The organism is Rhizobium sp. RHZ02, assembly GCF_014851575.1.
GTDB lineage: Bacteria > Pseudomonadota > Alphaproteobacteria > Rhizobiales > Rhizobiaceae > Rhizobium > Rhizobium altiplani.
Genome location: NZ_JACUZX010000004.1, coordinates 198378 through 216091, shown reverse-complemented (window position 1 = coordinate 216091; position 17714 = coordinate 198378). Strand labels below are relative to the sequence as shown.

At 60.8% G+C, this 17714-nt stretch carries 19 protein-coding genes and 1 pseudogene; 10 read left to right on the top strand and 10 right to left on the bottom strand.

All coding sequences use genetic code 11. From position 1 onward, the window contains the following. Nucleotides 1-20: 20 nt before the first annotated feature. The 7 genes from IB244_RS08760 to dnaN all read right to left on the bottom strand — a co-directional run bounded on the left by IB244_RS08760 (nucleotide 21) and on the right by dnaN (nucleotide 4979). Nucleotides 21-173 carry a hypothetical protein gene (locus IB244_RS08760; RefSeq protein WP_007799501.1) on the bottom strand — a complete coding sequence of 51 codons (153 nt, stop codon included), beginning with the start codon at nucleotides 171-173 and terminating at the stop codon, nucleotides 21-23. A 282-nt stretch (nucleotides 174-455) separates the two neighbouring features. Further along, on the bottom strand, nucleotides 456-1436 hold the full coding sequence (locus IB244_RS08755) for a complex I NDUFA9 subunit family protein (protein WP_169679311.1): 981 nt from the start codon (nucleotides 1434-1436) through the stop codon (nucleotides 456-458). Nucleotides 1437-1548: 112 nt separating this feature from the next. Beyond that, on the bottom strand, nucleotides 1549-1836 hold the full coding sequence (locus IB244_RS08750) for a DUF1330 domain-containing protein (RefSeq protein ID WP_018855186.1): 288 nt from the start codon (nucleotides 1834-1836) through the stop codon (nucleotides 1549-1551). 27 nt (nucleotides 1837-1863) lie between these two features. Beyond that, nucleotides 1864-2556, bottom strand: a complete 693-nt coding sequence (pyrF, locus tag IB244_RS08745) for an orotidine-5'-phosphate decarboxylase (protein WP_062371405.1) — start codon at nucleotides 2554-2556, stop codon at nucleotides 1864-1866. A 1-nt stretch (nucleotide 2557) separates the two neighbouring features. After that, nucleotides 2558-3145, bottom strand: a complete 588-nt coding sequence (locus IB244_RS08740; RefSeq protein ID WP_192303936.1) for a histidine phosphatase family protein — start codon at nucleotides 3143-3145, stop codon at nucleotides 2558-2560. A gap of 4 nt (nucleotides 3146-3149) precedes the next feature. Then, nucleotides 3150-3743, bottom strand: coding sequence for a phospholipid N-methyltransferase PmtA (pmtA, locus tag IB244_RS08735; RefSeq protein WP_018116832.1), 594 nt, complete (start codon nucleotides 3741-3743; stop codon nucleotides 3150-3152). Nucleotides 3744-3860: 117 nt separating this feature from the next. Next, a complete protein-coding gene (gene dnaN / locus IB244_RS08730; protein ID WP_169679308.1) occupies nucleotides 3861-4979 on the bottom strand; it encodes a DNA polymerase III subunit beta in 1119 nt (372 codons plus the stop codon). Between the two features lie 270 nt (nucleotides 4980-5249). Between dnaN and rsmI the strand changes: the two genes are divergently transcribed. From rsmI to IB244_RS32750, 9 genes and pseudogenes are all read left to right on the top strand, one after another. Then, entirely contained in the window at nucleotides 5250-6152 is a 903-nt protein-coding gene (gene rsmI / locus IB244_RS08725; RefSeq protein WP_018116830.1) for a 16S rRNA (cytidine(1402)-2'-O)-methyltransferase, read from the top strand. Continuing rightward, a complete protein-coding gene (locus IB244_RS08720; protein ID WP_169679305.1) occupies nucleotides 6142-6546 on the top strand; it encodes a YraN family protein in 405 nt (134 codons plus the stop codon). The genes rsmI and IB244_RS08720 overlap by 11 nt, the downstream gene beginning before the upstream one ends. Nucleotides 6547-6633: 87 nt before the next feature. Further along, the gene (locus IB244_RS08715; protein ID WP_113470533.1) at nucleotides 6634-7932 is read left to right on the top strand and encodes an extracellular solute-binding protein; all 1299 of its coding nucleotides are present in this window, start codon (nucleotides 6634-6636) and stop codon (nucleotides 7930-7932) included. A gap of 76 nt (nucleotides 7933-8008) precedes the next feature. Further along, a complete protein-coding gene (locus IB244_RS08710) occupies nucleotides 8009-8890 on the top strand; it encodes an ABC transporter permease subunit (protein ID WP_169679302.1) in 882 nt (293 codons plus the stop codon). Between the two features lie 9 nt (nucleotides 8891-8899). Next, complete coding sequence (ugpE, locus tag IB244_RS08705) at nucleotides 8900-9742, top strand: sn-glycerol-3-phosphate ABC transporter permease UgpE (protein ID WP_018116826.1); 843 nt, start codon at nucleotides 8900-8902, stop codon at nucleotides 9740-9742. Between the two features lie 11 nt (nucleotides 9743-9753). Continuing rightward, nucleotides 9754-10851, top strand: a complete 1098-nt coding sequence (locus tag IB244_RS08700) for an ABC transporter ATP-binding protein (protein ID WP_112641913.1) — start codon at nucleotides 9754-9756, stop codon at nucleotides 10849-10851. 99 nt (nucleotides 10852-10950) lie between these two features. After that, on the top strand, nucleotides 10951-11460 hold the full coding sequence (locus IB244_RS08695; RefSeq protein ID WP_018116824.1) for a cupin domain-containing protein: 510 nt from the start codon (nucleotides 10951-10953) through the stop codon (nucleotides 11458-11460). Between the two features lie 96 nt (nucleotides 11461-11556). After that, nucleotides 11557-12504 (top strand): glutathione synthase, encoded by a 948-nt coding sequence (gene gshB, locus IB244_RS08690; RefSeq protein WP_192303934.1) that lies wholly within the window; start codon nucleotides 11557-11559, stop codon nucleotides 12502-12504. A gap of 266 nt (nucleotides 12505-12770) precedes the next feature. Continuing rightward, nucleotides 12771-14287: pseudogene (locus tag IB244_RS32750) on the top strand (YifB family Mg chelatase-like AAA ATPase). Between the two features lie 48 nt (nucleotides 14288-14335). Here IB244_RS32750 and cysK read toward each other — a convergent pair. Continuing rightward, nucleotides 14336-15298 carry a cysteine synthase A gene (gene cysK, locus IB244_RS08680; RefSeq protein WP_018855169.1) on the bottom strand — a complete coding sequence of 321 codons (963 nt, stop codon included), beginning with the start codon at nucleotides 15296-15298 and terminating at the stop codon, nucleotides 14336-14338. A gap of 132 nt (nucleotides 15299-15430) precedes the next feature. After that, nucleotides 15431-16048, bottom strand: a complete 618-nt coding sequence (locus tag IB244_RS08675; protein ID WP_018116817.1) for a LysE family translocator — start codon at nucleotides 16046-16048, stop codon at nucleotides 15431-15433. A gap of 206 nt (nucleotides 16049-16254) precedes the next feature. Here IB244_RS08675 and IB244_RS08670 point away from each other — a divergent pair, with 206 nt between their 5' ends. Then, nucleotides 16255-16773: a Dps family protein gene (locus tag IB244_RS08670; protein ID WP_018855168.1), complete on the top strand. Its 519-nt coding sequence runs from the start codon at nucleotides 16255-16257 to the stop codon at nucleotides 16771-16773. A gap of 32 nt (nucleotides 16774-16805) precedes the next feature. Here the strand turns inward: IB244_RS08670 and IB244_RS08665 are convergent, their stop codons facing one another. Further along, complete coding sequence (locus IB244_RS08665) at nucleotides 16806-17702, bottom strand: DMT family transporter (protein ID WP_169679296.1); 897 nt, start codon at nucleotides 17700-17702, stop codon at nucleotides 16806-16808. Nucleotides 17703-17714 lie beyond the last annotated feature (12 nt).

Genomic DNA, 17714 nt, shown 5'->3' with positions numbered 1-17714 from the left:
TGAAGAGCGCCGGTTTTTTATTATCGGCTGATCGAGCCGGTCTCGCAGGGATCGACACCGTAGGCCGGCGAGCACTCACCCTTCACCGCTGCAACCGATCCGGGCGCAATGAAGGAGCCTGCCAGAATAACCAGCGCCGCACACGCAAACAGGAGCGCGATTGACCTACCCATCGAAGAAAGCCTTTCAAAAGTCGTTAGTGCGCCGTCAAGGCGCTGAGTCCATTGGGAAACGCGCGGGGTGTGTAGTCAGTGGAATGACAAATAGCAATAAATGTTCCTGCTAAATTTGGTGTTAATTCCGCTAATTTTTACGTGCGACTTTTATGCAACGAGTGCCGGTCTGCTACAGGGAAAAAAGCGTTCACAACTTCTGCGATTCTGAAAAAACCTTCCACGAGAAACGCCGCCCGTGAAGGTCGCGAGCGGCGTGTTGCTTTGGGAAGGTCGCAGCTCTCAGGCCGCCTTGCCCGATCCGGTGTACTGCCCGTGCGGGCGGTACTGCACGAGGTAAGAGCCGATGACCGAGTTCACCAGCGTCGGTGTGACGCCGATACCCTTCAGTGTCCGGCCTTCGGTTTCTGCTTCCTTCGAAACGACATTGTCCTTCTTCAGCAGACGCACCTGGTCGGCGGTGATCGGCGGTGTGACGAACGGAATAAGCGAGGCGATGCTGCCGATGAGCGAGGCAATGCCAAAGGGAAGCGAAACCAGACGATTCTTGCGCCAGGTTGTCTTGAGCATGACCTCGAGACATTCGCGGAAGGTCAGCACCTCGGGGCCACCAAGCTCGTAAACCTGGCCTGCGGTCACCTTGCCCTCGATTGCCTTTGCCACGGCCTCGGCCACGTCGACGACATAGACCGGCTGGAACTTCGTCTTGCCGCCGCCGACCAGCGGCAGCGCCGGCGCGATGCGCGCCATGTCGGCGAACTTGTTGAAGAAGCTGTCCTCGGGACCGAAGACGACGGACGGGCGGTAGATGATGGCATCCGGCTTGATCGCGTGGATCGCTGCCTCTGCGCGGCCCTTGGTGCGGGCGTAGGCTGAATCGGAGTGCGCGTTTGCGCCGATTGCTGAGATGTGGATCAGCTTGGCGCCGACGCCGCGAGCGGCTTCAGCGACAGCACGTGCGCCAAACTCCTGAACCGCCTCGAAGGAGTTGCGGCCGGCTTCGTGCAGAATGCCGACGCAGTTCACGACAAAGTCGGCTCCGTCGACGGCACGGTCGATGGAGTTGCGGTAGCGAAGGTTTGCCTGAACGAAGGAGATCTGGCCGACATTGCCGAGCGGCTGCAGGAAGCCGGCGAGATCCGGGCGGCGAACGGCGACGCGGATGCGATAGCCGCGCTTTGCGAGTTCACGGACGACGTGCCTGCCGATGAAGCCGGACCCTCCGAACACGGTAACGAGTGGCGGCAGGTTGGCAAGGGTCATGACAGGCTCCTCGAAAGGCTCGGTTGTGTGGTCGATCTGGTTTCGTCTTAGACCAATCGCGACCCGACGAAAAGGGTCATCGCGCCGCAGATCTCACGGCTGAGAACTCGTCTTAGATGCCTTCGACGACGACCATTTCGGCGTCGGCGATTTCCTGGCGGATTTTCGCAGCGATCTGGTATTCCGGCGAATTATAGCAATCGACAGCGTGCTGCATCGAGGGAAACTCGATCACAACATTGCGTGCGCGGGACTTGCCCTCGAGCTCGGTGATCGCGCCGCCCCGGGCGAGGAAGTTGGCGCCATACTTATCGAAGGCTAGCTTTCCTGCTGCGACGTAGTCCTTGTAGCGCTCGACATCACGAACATCGACGCGTGCGATCCAATATGCCTTTGCCATTTCAGGTCCTCCCTGTTTGTCAGACTATTAAAGGGCCGCCGACATTTCGGCGAGGATTGCACGAGCCGCTTCGCGGGGATCGGCTGCCTTCACGATCGGGCGGGCAACGACCAGATGGCTGGAGCCGGCCTTCAGTGCGTCAGCCGGCGTCATCACGCGCTTCTGGTCGCCCTTGTCGGCGCCGGCAGGGCGAATGCCCGGCGTGACCAGCGCCATATCGGGGCCGATGATCTTGCGCACGGCCGCCGATTCCTCTGCGGAGCACACGATGCCGCCCATACCGGCGAGGTGGGCCTGTTCGGCGCGGCGCAAAACCAGCGTATGCGGATCGTATTCGTAGCCGGCCGCGACCAGGTCCTGCTCGTCCATCGACGTCAGTACGGTCACGCCGAGCAGGCAGAGGTCGGAGCCCTTGGCGGCCTCGACGGCGGCCTTCATCGCCTTCGGATAGGCATGCAGCGTCAGCATCGACATGCCCATCTTGACGATGTTCTCGACACCCGATGCAACCGTGTTGTCGATGTCGAGCAGCTTCATGTCGAGGAAGATCTTCTTGCCGCTCTTGGCAAGATCGCGCGCAAATTCCAGGCCGCCGGCAAAAGCCAGCTGATATCCGATCTTATAGAAGACGACGTCGTCGCCGAGCGTATGGACGATCCTTTCGGCCTCGCCAAGTGTTGGAACATCCAGCCCGACGATCAGGCGTTCGCGTACGTCCATCTCACATCCATCCCTGCCATTCTTCGATAGGCGTCCAGTCGCACGACGGGCGTCGATCCGCAAGGCTGAAACAGTAGAGATTGCCACCGCCTCCCGGTTGATCGCCATCACGCCGGATCGGGCGGCCCTCAAGGTGGCACTTGAGCAGCGTGCCCACGCCTCCATGGCCGACGAATGCGATGGGAAGGGCGGGATTGTGCGACGCGAGGATATCTGTGACGGCGGAAACGATACGCCGCTGGGCGTCGATCGCGCGCTCCCAGCCTTTGAAGCTCGCCTCGGGATGTGCAAAGAACCAATCTGCGGCCTTCTCGAACTCGGGGGGCGGCATGAAACCGGTCGCCGAGCGGTCGTTCTCATGCATGTCGTGGACAATCTCGACGGTCACCTCCGCTGCGGCTGCAAGGATCTCGCCAGTCTCGATCGCCTTTGTCTCGTCGCTGGAAACGATGCGGCGCAGCTGCTTTGCCCAGCGGCGTTCGGCGGCCTTGTGGGCGCGTGCGGCGCCGATCTCCGACAGCCCCCATTTCGGCACGGGAACCGCTGCGTCGATCCTCACCTGCGGATGGGTGACGTAGAGGCCGAACACCGGGTCAGCCGCGTCGGTAGATCCAGAGCTGTGCCGGCGGAATGTTGCGGACGATAAAGTCGAAGTGCTGGATATGGTAGCGATCCGGCCGCGCGATGATCGGCGACACCGGGCCGTAGGAGATCTGGACAACGGGGCGGCCTGCCGGCAAGCGGTCGAGCAGGCTTTCGAGCAGCGCGATGCGCGCCTGCATCGGGAAATTCAAAAGCGGGACGGCGGATACAACGGAATCGAACGTCTGATCCTTCATCGATCCGAGCGTCTTGTCGAGATTGAACGCATCGCCGTTGATGAAGTTCACGCCCGGATAGAGCCGGACCAGGTGCTCGTAGAAATCCGTCGAATATTCGACGGCGACCAGCTTCTCGGGTTTCACGCCGCGACCAAGAATGGCCTTGGTGATTGCGCCGGTACCCGGGCCGAGCTCAAGGACCGGCAGTCCCGAATGCGGGTTGATGACGCTTGCCATCTTGCGGGCCGTTATGGAGGAGGTGGGAACAATCGAACCGACAGTCTTCGGCCCCTGCATCATTCCTTTGAAGAAGCGGATTTCTTCATCGAATTTTTTGCCCAGCCGTTCCTTTAGGCGCAACGCCATGCCCGTCCTCCTAGATATGCAACAAAACAGCCCGCTCTCTAATTGCAGTCAGTTCCGCCGAAAAACAAGGCCTGACGTCGCAATTGGCAAAGTTTGCACCGTAGATGCGACGCGCGGCTAGACGCGCATCGGCATCAGCACATAAAGGGCATCGTCGCCAGCCGTGTCGCGAATGAGCGTCGGCGAGCCGGCGTCGGCGAGCAGGAAGATCGCTTCATCGCCGGAAAGCTGCGCGGTGATATCAAGCAGGTATTTGGCGTTGAAGCCGATTTCCATCGAGTCGGTGTCGTAGCCGACCGCGACTTCTTCGGTTGCGCTGCCGGAATCCGGATTGTTGACGGTGAGCAGCAATTGGCCGTCGGAGAGGGCGAGCTTGACGGCGCGACCGCGCTCAGAGGAGATCGTCGACACGCGGTCGACGGCCTGAGCGAACGTCGTGCAATCGACGCGCATTTCCTTGTCGTTGTTGGTCGGGATGACGCGCTGGTAGTCCGGGAACGTGCCGTCGATGAGCTTCGAGGTCATGACGATCGAGCCGATGCTGAGGCGGATCTTGGCGTCCGAGACTTCCACGGTCACCATCGCATCAGGCACATCGACGAGCTTCTGCAGTTCGCCGACGGTCTTGCGCGGGATGATGATGCCGGGCATGCCCTCCGAGCCGGATGGTGCATCCACGTCGGCGCGGGCGAGGCGGTGGCCATCGGTTGCGACGGCACGCAGCTTCAGGTCGCCTTTGCTCTCGATGGTGTGGAAGAAGATACCGTTCAGATAGTAGCGGGTTTCCTCGGTCGAGATCGCGAACTGGGTGCGATCGATCAGCATCTTGAGATCGGTCGCCTTCAGTTTGAAGGTATGGCTGAAGGTGCCGGCGGTGAGGTCAGGGAAGTCCGACTCCGGCAGGCACTGCAACGAGAACTTGGAACGACCGGACTGGACGGTCATCGAGCCGCCGTCGGTGCTGGTCGCCAGCAGAACTTCGGAGCCATCAGGCAGCTTGCGCACAATGTCGTAAAGAAGATGGGCGGGGACCGTAGTGGCGCCGGCCTGTTCGACATTCGCAGGCGTCGCTTCGGTCACTTCGAGATCGAGGTCGGTCGCCTTCATGTCCAGATTCTGGCCGTCGGCGCGCAGCAGGATGTTGGACAGAATCGGGATCGTGTTCCGGCGTTCGACCACGCGATGCACGTGGTTCAGCGACTTCAAAAGGTTGGACCGCTCAATTGTAATACGCATGGGATGCTACCGCTTTCGACCGTTACTGCTTGAGCGCGCATGTTGCGCGCCGCAAGGAATGCCTTTGCCCAAAAGGGACCATAGAGTGGATAGGCAAAATGGCAGGATTTTGAGACCGATTGCAAGAGGCGCGAATGGCCGCGCCAGTGCATTTGCCGTTTTCCGGTGCAATGCACACAGAAATTGCTGCGGCCTTGCCGAACGGCGGGGTCTCGCCCATAAAAGCGGAAACCAGAGGAGAGTATCGATACCTTGAGCAATGACGATGTGATGGCCGATGGCGGCAGGCAACGCAGCTTCCGCCTGCACAATATGTCCGTTCCGGCACGACCGTTGGAGCCGGCGCTTTACCTCGTTGCGACGCCGATCGGCAATCTCGGCGACATCACGCTGCGTGCGTTGGAAACGCTTGCCGGCGCCGATGTGCTGGCCTGCGAAGACACGCGCGTCACCCGCGTCTTGCTCGACCGTTTTGGCATTCAGAACCGCCCCTATGCCTATCACGAACACAATGCCGACGAGGCTGGTCCGCGGCTCCTGCAGGCGCTGGAGGCCGGCAAGTCAGTCGCTCTCGTCTCGGACGCCGGAACGCCCCTGGTCTCCGATCCCGGCTATCGCCTCGCACAGAGCGCCATCGAGGCCGGCTATCGCGTCGTGCCAATCCCCGGTGCCTCGGCACCGCTTGCGGCTCTCGTGGGTTCCGGCCTGCCGAATGATGCATTCTTGTTCGCCGGTTTTCTGCCGACCAAGGACAAGGCCCGTCGCGATCGGCTGGCGGAGTTAGAGGCAGCCCCCGCGACGCTGATGTTCTTTGAATCGCCGCATCGCATTGCTGCGACCCTTGCCGCCGCCGCCGATGTGCTCGGTGCAGACCGGTCGGCTTGCGTCTGTCGCGAACTGACCAAGGCCTTCGAAGAGTTTCGCCGTGGTACCCTAGGGACGCTGGCTGCCCACTACGCCGATGTCGACAACGTCAAAGGCGAGATCGTGCTGGTCATAGGTCCTCCTCCCGAACGGGTGGTCGAAGCTGCCGATGTCGATGCGATCTTGGCCTATCTGGCAAGAACCCTGCCGACCTCCAAAGCGGCAGCCGAGGCATCGAAGCTGACTGGCGTCTCCAAGAAGGAACTCTACCAGCGGCTTCTCGACATGAAGGGCGGCGATGGGCGATAGGGCTGCTGCTGCCGACCGCCGCAGGGCGCTCGGCCGGGGCCAGGTCTCCGAGTATCTCGCTGCTCTTTATCGTATGCTGAAGGGCTATCGCATCGTCGCGCTGCGCTATCGCACCAAGCTCCGGGAAATAGACATCATTGCACGTAAGCGCAACCTGGCGATTTTTGTTGAAGTGAAGGCGCGGCGCGAGGAGATGAGCGCGATCGACGCCGTGTCTCCTACAGCGCAAAACCGCATCAGAGCGGCCAGCGATCTGTGGCTACAGCGACAACGCGATTATGCTTTGCTTTCGCGGCGTTACGACATCGTGGCCATCCTGCCCGGCCGCCTGCCGCGAACTTTCCGAATGCCTTCTGACGTCATTGCAATCGCGTGCAAAAGAATCCGGCTGTAACAGTCCTGTCATGAAACCATCAAGGAGGCGTCATGGAAGGCCTCTATTGCACTCCTCACCCCAACAATTGGTGGAGAGGGATTAGCCATGTTCAAGAAAATTTCTATGGCCGCCATGGCGGTCAGCTTTTCGGCGTCGTCGTCCTTTGCTGCGACCAACATCACCTGGTGGCACGGCATGGGCGGCCGCAACGGCGAAGTCATCAATGAGGTTGCACAGAAGTTCAACGCTGCGCAGTCCGCCTGCGCCCTGACCCCGGTCAGCAAGGGCACATATGAAGAAGCACTTGCCGCCGGCATCGCGGCCTTCCGTTCGGGCGAACAGCCGAACATTCTGCAGGTCTTCGACGCAGGTGCAGCAACCATCATCAACGCCAAGGGAGCTGTCGTTCCGGCCGAAGACCTGATCAAGGACGCCGGCTACAAGTTCGACCGCAATGCCTTCATTCCCGGCGTTCGCTATTTCTACGCCGCCGCTGACGGCAAGTTCGTCGGCATGCCCTTCAACTCTTCCGCACCGATTATGTACATCAATCCGGAAGCGCTGAAGAAGGCTGGCGTCGAAGCTCCGAAGACCTGGGAAGAGTTCGAAGCAATTGCTCCGAAGCTCAAGGAGGCCGGCTATATCCCGCTCGTCCAGTCGCAGTTGACCTGGGAATTCACCGAGAACTTCTTCTCGCGCAACAACATCCAGTTCGCCACCAACAACAACGGCTACGACAGCGTTGTCGACACCAAGCTCAAGGTCACCGATCCGAACCTCATCATGATGTTCGACAAGCTGAAGGCCTGGTCCGACGAAGGCTACTTCAAGTACTACGGCGCCGGCTGGAACGACAACCAGAAGCCCTTCGAAGAAGGCAAGGTCGCTCTCTGGATTGGTTCCTCGGGCTCCTTCGGCGGCCTGAAGAAGACGGCAACGATGCCCTTCTCGGCAACCTTCCTGCCGTATTGGGGTGCGATCAAGGGCGCCGGCACCCACAGCTTCATCGGCGGCGCGGCGCTCTTCGCAATGTCCGGCAAGTCGGCTGAGGAGAACAAGTGCGTTGCCGACTTCTTCCAGTTCCTGACCTCGCCTGAGATCCAGAAGTTCTACCACCAGGCAACCGGTTACGTCGCCATCACCGAGGCAGCCTACGAGCTCGCCAAGAAGGAAGGCTACTACGACAAGGAGCCGGTTGCCGAAGTCGGTATCAAGCAGCTGAAGCTGGATGATGGCGAATGGTCGAAGGGCTACCGCCTCGGCTTCTACCCGCAGATCCGCGAAATAATGGAACGCGAATACGGCCGCATCTTCTCGGGCGAAACCTCCGTCAAGGACGCTTTCGACACCATCGAGAAGGAAGGCAACCAGCTCCTCGAGCGTTTTGCCAAGACTGCCGGCTGATCTAGCCCATTGCTGAAAGACAACGGTTCCGGGGGCGTTGGCCGTCTCCGGAACCGCTTTGCAAAAAGGTCTCGCCATGAAGCGCGTGCAGTTTTCGTCGCCAACGCTGCCTTATCTCTTCCTGCTGCCGCAGATGGCGGTGATTTTCATTTTCTTCTATTGGCCGTCCGTTCAGGCGGTGAAGTCCTCGTTCTTCCTTGAGGATCCCTTCGGCTTCGGCTCCACCTTCGTGGGCTTCGACAATTACAAGGGCATCCTCGAAAGCGCGGAGTACCGCTCGATTGCCGGCTTTACGGCGATCTTCACGGCGCTTGTCACGTTTTTCTCGCTGTCGCTTGGCCTCCTGCTGGCGGTCAAGGCGGACGCTGTCATTCGCGGCAGCTCGGCATACAAGACCGTGCTAATTTCGGTCTATGCGATCGCCCCGCCGGTCGCCGGCCTGATCGGCATGATGTTCTTCGACCAGCACATAGGCCCCTTCGTGCGTTTCGCCGCCTTGTTCGGCTGGGACATGAAGATCGGCCTGAACTACTTCGACACGGCCTTTGCGATGGTGGTCGTCTCCGTTTGGAAGCAGGTCCCGTATAATTTCATCTTCTTTCTCTCTGGCCTTCAGGGCATTCCCGTTTCCGTTCGCGAGGCTGCGGCGCTCGACTGCCGCTCGGGCTTCCGCCGCTTCTGGACCGTCATCCTGCCGCTCCTGGCGCCGACTGCCTTCTTCCTCTTCGTCATCAACGTCACCTATTCGCTGTTCGATACCTTCGGTATCGTCGACGTGATCGTGAAGGACAAGGCCGCCAACAATCCGATCACCCTTGTCTACAAGGTCTACATGGACGGCTTCCGTGGCAACGACCTCGGCGGCTCCTCGGCCCAGTCGGTAATCCTGATGATTGTCGTCTTCGTGCTCACGGTCTTCCAGTTCCGCTTCCTTGAGCGGCGCGTTCACTACAATTGAGGGGGCGCAATGTATCGTCTCAAGATAACCGATCACATTATCCTGCTCCTGGGCGTCTTCGTCATGATGGCGCCCGTCGTTGTCGCCTTCTTCACCTCGACGCACGAGGCGGCCGAAATTCACCGCAACGGTTTGACGCTCAGGTGGGGGAACCATTTCGTCGAGACCTACAATGCGGTCCTGAACCGCGAAGGTGGTTTCACCGGACAGGTGACCGGCATGCGGATGCTGATGAACTCGCTGATCCTCGGTATCGGCTTTGCCGTCGGAAAGATCGTGCTGTCGATGCTCGCCGCCTATGCGATCGTCTATTTCCGCTTTCGACTTGGAACGCTGTTTTTCTGGATGATCTTCACGACCTTGCTGCTGCCGCTCGAGGTCCGCATCCTTCCTTCCTACGAGGTGATGCACCAACTGCACCTCATCAACACCTATACCGGCCTGATCGTGCCGCTACTCGCCTCGGCAACCGGCACCTTCTTTTTCCGGCAGTTCTTCAAATCGATCCCGGACGAGCTGCTCGAGGCGGCGCGCATCGACGGCGCCGGCCCGATCAAGTTCTTCTTCGACGTCATCGTGCCGCTCTCGAAGACGATGGTGGCAGCCATCTTCATCATCATGTTCGTCTATGGCTGGAACCAGTATCTCTGGCCAATGCTGATGACCAATGACGAGAGCTTCTACACGCTGGTACGCGGCATCAAGCAGATCCTGCTGGTCTGGGTCGGCGCTCAGATCCCCGATTACAACGAAGCCTTTGCGATCGCGATCCTCGCGATGCTACCGCCTGTCATCATCGTCGTGGTGTTCCAGCGCTGGTTCATCAAGGGCCTCACCGAAAGCGACAAGTAAAGGAAACGCCGATGGCCGCCATCGAAATCAATCAGGTCTCCAAGATCTATACCGGGGACGTGCATGCGGTGAAATCCGTGAGCATCGACATCAAGGACGGCGAGTTCATCGTCCTCGTCGGCCCCTCCGGCTGCGGAAAATCCACTCTGCTTCGTATGGTCGCGGGACTGGAGGAGATCTCCAAGGGTGACGTGAAGATCGGCAATCGCGTCGTCAACAAGATCGATCCGGCCGAGCGCGACATTGCCATGGTCTTCCAGAACTACGCGCTTTATCCGCATATGTCGGTCTATGAAAACCTTGCCTACGGCCTGCGCAATCGCAAGACGCCGAAGGCCGAGATCGACGCCCGCGTCGCGGAAGCCGCGCGCATGCTGCAGCTCGAAGCATACCTCGAGCGCAAGCCGCGCGCCTTGTCCGGCGGCCAGCGTCAGCGCGTTGCCATGGGCCGCGCGATCGTGCGTAAGCCGGCGGCCTTCCTGTTCGACGAGCCCTTGTCCAACCTCGACGCCAAGCTGCGCGTCTCGATGCGCGGCGAGATCAAGCGCCTGCAACGCCGGCTCGGCACCACCTCGATCTACGTCACCCACGACCAGCTGGAAGCCATGACGCTGGCCGATCGCCTGGTGGTTCTGAACGGCGGCGAGATCGAGCAGATCGGCGCGCCGCTCGAGGTCTACCACACCCCGGCCTCGACCTTCGTCGCGAGCTTCATCGGCTCGCCGGCCATGAACCTGCTCAAGGGCGAACTGCATGGCGACAAGCTCGCATTGGGGCCAAGCATGATCGACCTTGCGGGGCTTGCTCCTACATCGGGGCCGGTCACCGTCGGCATTCGCGCCGAGGACCTCCGCCTTGCCGGTCCGGGCGAACATGCCATGACCGTTGCGGTAGACTATGTGGAAGAGCTTGGTTCCCAGCGTCTCGTGCATGGAAATCTGGGCGACCAATCATTGACGGCAGTCCTGTCCCCTGAGACAGAGCTGAAGTCGGAGTTGCGCCTGGTGGTGGCTACCGAGAAGCTGCATTTCTTCAATCAGGAAACGGGGAAGCGCATCGGCGATACCGTGTCTCCGCAGGTCGTCCAGGTGAAAACGGAAATCGCCTGACGCCTTGGGCTGATCATTCAAATTGTACCGACCGCCTGTACGGTGCCTTTACGACTCTCTGCTATCCCGACAAGGACTGGATAGCAGCGGGGGTTACTCATGGGTATTCATGTGATGCTGGCGAGCGTGGTCGCGATGGCCGCACGAGTGGTGCCCTTTCCGAGTCTTCCGCAACCGGCAGCAAAGACCTTCGTGGCGAAGTCCGGGGATAACTTCGTCATGCACGCGACGCCCATCAACCCGGACTGGATCATCAGCGGCGAGCCGCAGGCCCGCACCGGCGAGCATTCGCGCAGCAATGATGATGCGGCATATACGGCGATCTGGGATTGCACAGCCGGCGAATTCCGCTGGCACTTCTACTGGGACGAAACGGTGATGATCCTTGAAGGTGGCGTCCATATTGTTGCCGAGGATGGCACGGAGCGGACGCTGGAGGCTGGCGACGTTGCGTTCTTCGCGGCGGGCACCTGGGCCTGCTGGCGCGTCGACAATTATGTGCGCAAGGTCGCATTCCTGAGAAAGCCGTTTCCGAAGCCGGTCGCGCTTGTCTACCGGCTTCGCAGCCTGTTGCGCGGCGAGGCGCCGAAGAGCGGCATCGCGGCCTGAGGAATTCGCCCGCTCGTCGCCCCGGACGCCATTGATTGGCGTTGCTTTCAAGGCATCTGCAGCCTACATCTGTCCGGCATCAGCTAAGGGACGGAAATGGCCAAGATCAAGAATGTAGCGGTCCAGATGGACCATGTTGCCGGCATCAATATTGCAGGCGATTCCACCTTTGCGATGAGCCTGGAAGCCCAGACCCGTGGCTACAAGCTCTTCCATTACACGCCTGAGCGCCTGAGCTTCAGGGATGGCAATCTGTACGCCACCGTGGAGCCGATGGTGCTGCGCGACGTCAAGGGCGATCACTTCGAGCTGGGGGCGCCGGAACGCGTGGATCTGTCGACGATGGATGTGATCCTGCTGCGCCAGGACCCGCCGTTCGACATGGCCTATATCACCTCGACGCACCTGTTGGAGCGAATCCACCCGAAGACGCTCGTCGTCAACGACCCGGCGTGGGTCCGGAATTCGCCCGAGAAGATTTTCGTCACCGAATTTGCAGATCTGATGCCGAAGACGCTGATCACCAAGGACGCGGCCGAAATTCGCCGGTTCAGGGACGAGATGGGCGACATCATCCTGAAGCCGCTCTACGGCAATGGCGGCGCCGGCGTTTTCCATTCGACCAGGGACGACCGCAACCTGTCGTCGCTGCTCGAAATGTTCGGTCAGCTGTTCCGCGAGCCCTTCATCGCGCAGCAATATCTCCCGGATGTCCGCAAGGGCGACAAGCGCATCCTGCTCGTCGACGGCGAGCCGGTCGGCGCCATCAATCGCGTCCCCGCCGAGCACGACAGCCGTTCCAACATGCATGTCGGCGGCCGCGCCGAGGCAACTGACCTGACGGTCCGCGAAATCGAAATCTGCAAGCGTATCGGCCCTGCGCTCAAGGAACGCGGTTTCCTCTTTGTCGGCATCGATGTCATCGGCGACTACATGACGGAGATCAACGTCACGTCGCCGACGGGCATTCGGGAGGTCCGCAAATTTGGCGGCGCCGACATCTCAGCCCTTCTTTGGGACGCGATTGAGCGCAAGCGCGCCTAGCGCTTGGGTTCGCCGCCTCATGCGCGGTGAGGAGAGCTCTTCCGCAAAATTATAATGAGTTTGTGAGCGCCCAGATTGGCATCGATCCGGGCGTTTCCTTACTTTGTTCTGCTAGTGCAACCAACCACAACCTGACTACAGCGCAGGCTTGAATTCGTTCTTTTATTGTTCTTGTTCCATTCTGTTTTCTATGAAAGATTGCAATTGTCGACAATGATACGTCGTTAAACTGTAGTGTAGTGGGTTGCGGCACAGGGGATTGGGGCATGGTCGCACGCGTCAGCACGGTTGCATTTCAGGGCATTGAGGGTGTTCCGGTCGAAGTTCAGGTCATGGTCGCGCCCGGGCGGGTCGTGACCCAGATCGTTGGGGTTCCGGACAAGGCCGTTGCCGAAAGTCGAGAGCGCGTTCACGCGGCATTGCACGCCTCCGGCCTGGCTCTGCCAGCCAAGAAGATTACCGTCAATCTGGCACCGGCCGACTTGCCGAAAGGGGGCTCCCACTTCGATCTGCCGATTGCCCTCGGCTTGATGGCCGCTCTCGGCGCGATCCCCGCGGACGAGCTCTCCGGCTACGTGGTTATCGGCGAGCTCAATCTCGACGGCACGATCGCTCCCGTTGCCGGGGGGCACTGCCGGCGGCCATTGGCGCCAACGCGATCGGCAAGGGCTTGATCTGTCCGGCCGAGAGCGGTGCGGAGGCAGCCTGGGCCGGTCCCGATATCGACATCCTCGCGCCGCGCAGCCTCATCGCGCTTGCCAATCACGTTCGTGGCACCCAGGTTCCGCCCGTCCGGAACCGGCGATCCGCGCGAATACGGCGAACCTGCCTGATCTAGCCGATATCAAAGGGCAGGAGAGTGCCAAGTGGGCGCTCGAGGTGGCTGCGGCTGGTGGCCACAATCTGCTGATGGTCGGTCCTCCCGGCTCGGGAAAATCGATGCTCGCCGCTCGGCTGCCCTCGATTTTGCCATCGCTTTCGGCTGCCGAACTGCTCGAATCTCGATGATCCATTCGGTGGCCGGACAATTGTCCGGCGGAAAGCTTTCGGATCGACGCCCCTTCCGGACCCCCCATCATTCGGCAACATGGCGGCACTGGTCGGAGGTGGTCTTCGAGCGAAGCCCGGCGAGGCGTCGCTTGCCCGCCACGGCGTATTGTTTCTCGATGAGTTCCCGGAGTTTTCGCCGCAGGCGCTGGATGCCCTTCGCCAACCTCTGGAAACGGGCGAGTGCATCATCGCACGCGCCAATCATCGCGTGGCTTACCCCGCCAGCATCCAGCTGGTTGCGGCCATGAATCCGTGCCGCTGCGGCATGGCCGGCGCGCCCGCGGCCCGCGCTGCATGACGGATTATCAGGCGCGCATATCAGGTCCGCTGATGGATCGTATCGACATCCGCATCGATGTGCTCGCCGTTTCCGCTGTCGATCTCATCCGGCCGATGCCGGCTGAAAGGAGCGCGGATGTCGCCCGCCGCGTCGGCCGTGACCGCGATATCCAGCGTAGCCGTTTTGAGGCGGCCGGGCTTGGAGGCGTCGGCACCAACGCTCGCTGCTCAACCGCCATGATCGAGAAATTACGCCGCGCCCGAACCTGCCGGCCTGCAACTGCTCCGCGACGCGGCCGAGAAAATGAGGTTTTCGGCGCGGGGCTACCATCGTGTACTGAAGGTGGCGCGCACTCTCGCGGATCTCGACGGTAACGAGACGGTGGGCCGCATTCACCTCGCCGAGGCAATTTCCTATCGCATCGCCGGTGAGCGGCCAAGCACGGCTGCCTGAACAGAAAGGGGCGCCGAGGCGCCCCAGATGCTGCAGAAAAGGCGTTGCCTAGCTTCCAAGGCCATCGAACAGCGCGGTCGAGAGATAGCGCTCGGCAAAGGACGGAATGATCACAACTATATTCTTCCCAGCATTCTCGTCTCGTTGGCCGACTTGGATAGCAGCGGCCAGTGCTGCGCCGGAGGAGATGCCAACGGGCACGCCTTCGAGCCTGGCGACTTCGCGGGCAAGGTCCAGCGCCTCGGGGCCGCTTACCGTAACGATCTCGTCGTAGATATGGGTGTCGAGGATTGCCGGCGCGAAGCCTGCGCCGATGCCCTGGATCTTGTGCGGTCCCGGCTGGCCGCCGGAAAGGACCGGAGATTCTGTCGGCTCGACGGCGACCACCTTGATGCCGGGCTTCTTCGACTTCAGCACCTGGCCGGCGCCCGTAATGGTACCGCCTGTGCCGATGCCGGAAACCAGGATGTCGACCGTACCGTCGGTATCATTCCAGATCTCCTCGGCCGTCGTGCGGCGGTGGATTTCCGGGTTGGCCGGGTTTTCGAATTGCTGCGGGATAATCGCATCCGGGAGCGTCGCAGCCAGTTCCTCAGCCTTGGCGATCGCACCCTTCATGCCCTTCGGACCTTCCGTCAGCACGAGCTCGGCGCCAAGCAGCGCCAGCATCTTGCGGCGTTCGACGGACATGGTTTCCGGCATGGTCAGGATCAGCTTGTATCCCTTCGCCGCAGCGGCGAAAGCCAGCGCAATCCCGGTATTGCCCGATGTCGGCTCGATGAGGGTCGTCTTGCCGGGCGAAATCTTGCCCTGCGATTCCAGAGACTCGATCATCGCGACGCCGATGCGGTCCTTTACTGACGCGATCGGATTGAAGAACTCAAGCTTGGCCAGCAGGTTCGCCTTTACGCCTTTCGCCTTGGCGAGCTTGTCGAGCCGCACGATCGGTGTATCGCCAATGGTTTCGGTGATCGAGGAATAGATTCGGCCGCGGCCAGGTTTCTTCGACATTAGGCTCTCCCTGGGTGAAATGTGCGGAGAGAATAGGGTCAAAGGCGCATGGAAACCAGTCTGGCTTCACCCGCTTGAGGCCATCCTTTGAGAAAAAAACCTTTAAGAACCGAACTTTGCCGGTTGAATTTTTCACGCCGTACGGGTGGCGATAAAGGCTGCCGTACCGGCCAGAATGCCTGCCGCTGTCTTGTTCAGCGCCTGCAGCGCGCGGGGCTGCTTGAGCATGATGCGCGCCCGCGACGCCAGCAGCATATAGGGCACCAGAACCACGAGCAGGACGACGAAGGTGGTTGCCAGGAGGGTGCAGTATTCGCGAGGTCCGACGCTGTTGATATTAATCAGCGTCGGCACCAGGGCGACGTAGAAAAGCATGGTCTTGGGGTTGCCGAGCGTGACCAGCAGTCCGGACAGGAAGCTCATGCCGGCACTGCTTGCCTTCTTGGCCGCGATGTCCTGGGGCAGCAGCCCGGCGGTCCATAGCTTGTAGGCGATGTAGCAGAGATAGAGCGCACCGGCGACCTTGATGACGATGAAGACCTCGGTGAAGGTCTGTGCCACGAAGGCGAGCCCGAGGATGACGGCAGTCAGATAGGTCATGTCGCCCAGCACGAGGCCGAGGCCCATGAAAAACGTCTCGCGAAAATTCGAACCGAGCGCGCGCGCGACGATCGCCGTGATGCCCGGTCCCGGAATTGCCGCCGCGATGAACAGCGCCGCAGCGTAAGCTAAAAGGGCGGTGAATGACATGATGTGGACTCCTGCTTCAGCCGCCTTCTACGCCTGCGGCTCGCTCCATTCAAGGAGCGTCGTTCTGTCATCATGCTGCGGTCGCTTGTCGCTATTGACGCTGCCTGTCGCGGTTCTAGTTCCAAGGCGGTGATTATGGCTGGTGGAGCCTGCATCCCCCAACCGCGCCGACACCTGCCACCCGCCGCTCGCCAAAGGAGACACTGATGAGCCCCACTGCCGCCGAAAAGCGCAAACTCGCCCCGCTCGCCACCCCCACCGACCTGAAAAGCAATGCCATTCAGGATATTTCGGCCGCCCTGGCGGCGCTGCTGGCGGATGTCTTTGCGCTCTACATGAAGACCAAGAATTTCCACTGGCACATGTCGGGGCCGCATTTTCGCGACTATCACCTGATGCTCGACGAGCAGGCCGAGCAGATCTTCGCCACCACCGATGCGATCGCCGAGCGCGCCCGCAAAATCGGCGGCACGACACTGCGCTCGATCGGCCATATCGGCCGCCTGCAACGCATCAACGACAACGATGCAGACTACGTCACGCCTGAGGACATGCTGGCGGAACTGCGTGATGACAACAAGCAGCTGGTCTCGCTGTTGCGCGAGACGCACGATGTCTGCTCAGAGCATAATGATTTCGCGACGACAAGCCTGCTGGAGGTCTGGATCGACGAGGCTGAGCGCCGCACCTGGTTCCTGTTCGAAACGACCCGGCAGCAGAAGTAGCCGGTCCTTTAAACCTGAAAGGATCTAAATCATCAGCCCGCCCGCGTACGCAACAGCTGCGCGGGCGTCCAACCAAGGTTCATTCCGGCCGCAGCGACCAGAATGACGGCAGCGCCGACGAGCTGCAGCGGCTGCAAGGCGTGTCCGAAGGCCAAACGGTCCACCAGGATCGCCGCAATCGGATAGATGAATGACAGCGCTCCGATCAGATGGATCGGCAGCTTCTGGATCGCGCCATAAAGCAGCACATACATCAGACCGGTATGCACGACACCCAGGGTAATCAGGATCGACCATGACTGGCCATTTGTGGGCAGCTCAGAAAAATTCACCGTCGGCAGCAACATCAGCACACCGGTCACCACCTGGATCAGCGCGATAAGATGCGGCGGCGTTCCTTTGAGCCATTTTGCCGCGATCGCCGCGAGAGCGTAGAAAAAGGCGGCACCGAGCGCCAGCAGGATACCGAGGCCATATCCCTCATGGCCACCCGCCGCGGCCGGCTTGGCCTCGACGATGGCCGCCATGCCGGCAAAGGCCAGCGTCAGCCAAAACAGCTTTGCGGCGGTGATCTTTTCGCCGAGGAACAGGGCGCCCAGCGCAAGCAGCATGAAAGGCTGCGTGTTGTAGACGGTCGTCGCGATCGAAATCGATGCGTGGCCGTAGGATGCAAAGAGCAGCAACCAGTTGAGCACGATGGCCACGCCGCCGAGGACAGCGATGCCTGCCGATTTCAGGCTGATGACGCCCGGTCGCAGCAGCCCCATTGCCGCGCATACGACAAGCAGGCTGATCGCGCCAAAGAGGCAGCGCCAGAACACCACGCCGCTCACCGGCTGGCCGGACATCACCACGAACCAACCGATTGTCCCCGATATCAGCATTGCGGCGGTCATTTGGGTCGTGCCGGCGCGGATTTCGCTCTGCATCACATCTCTCCA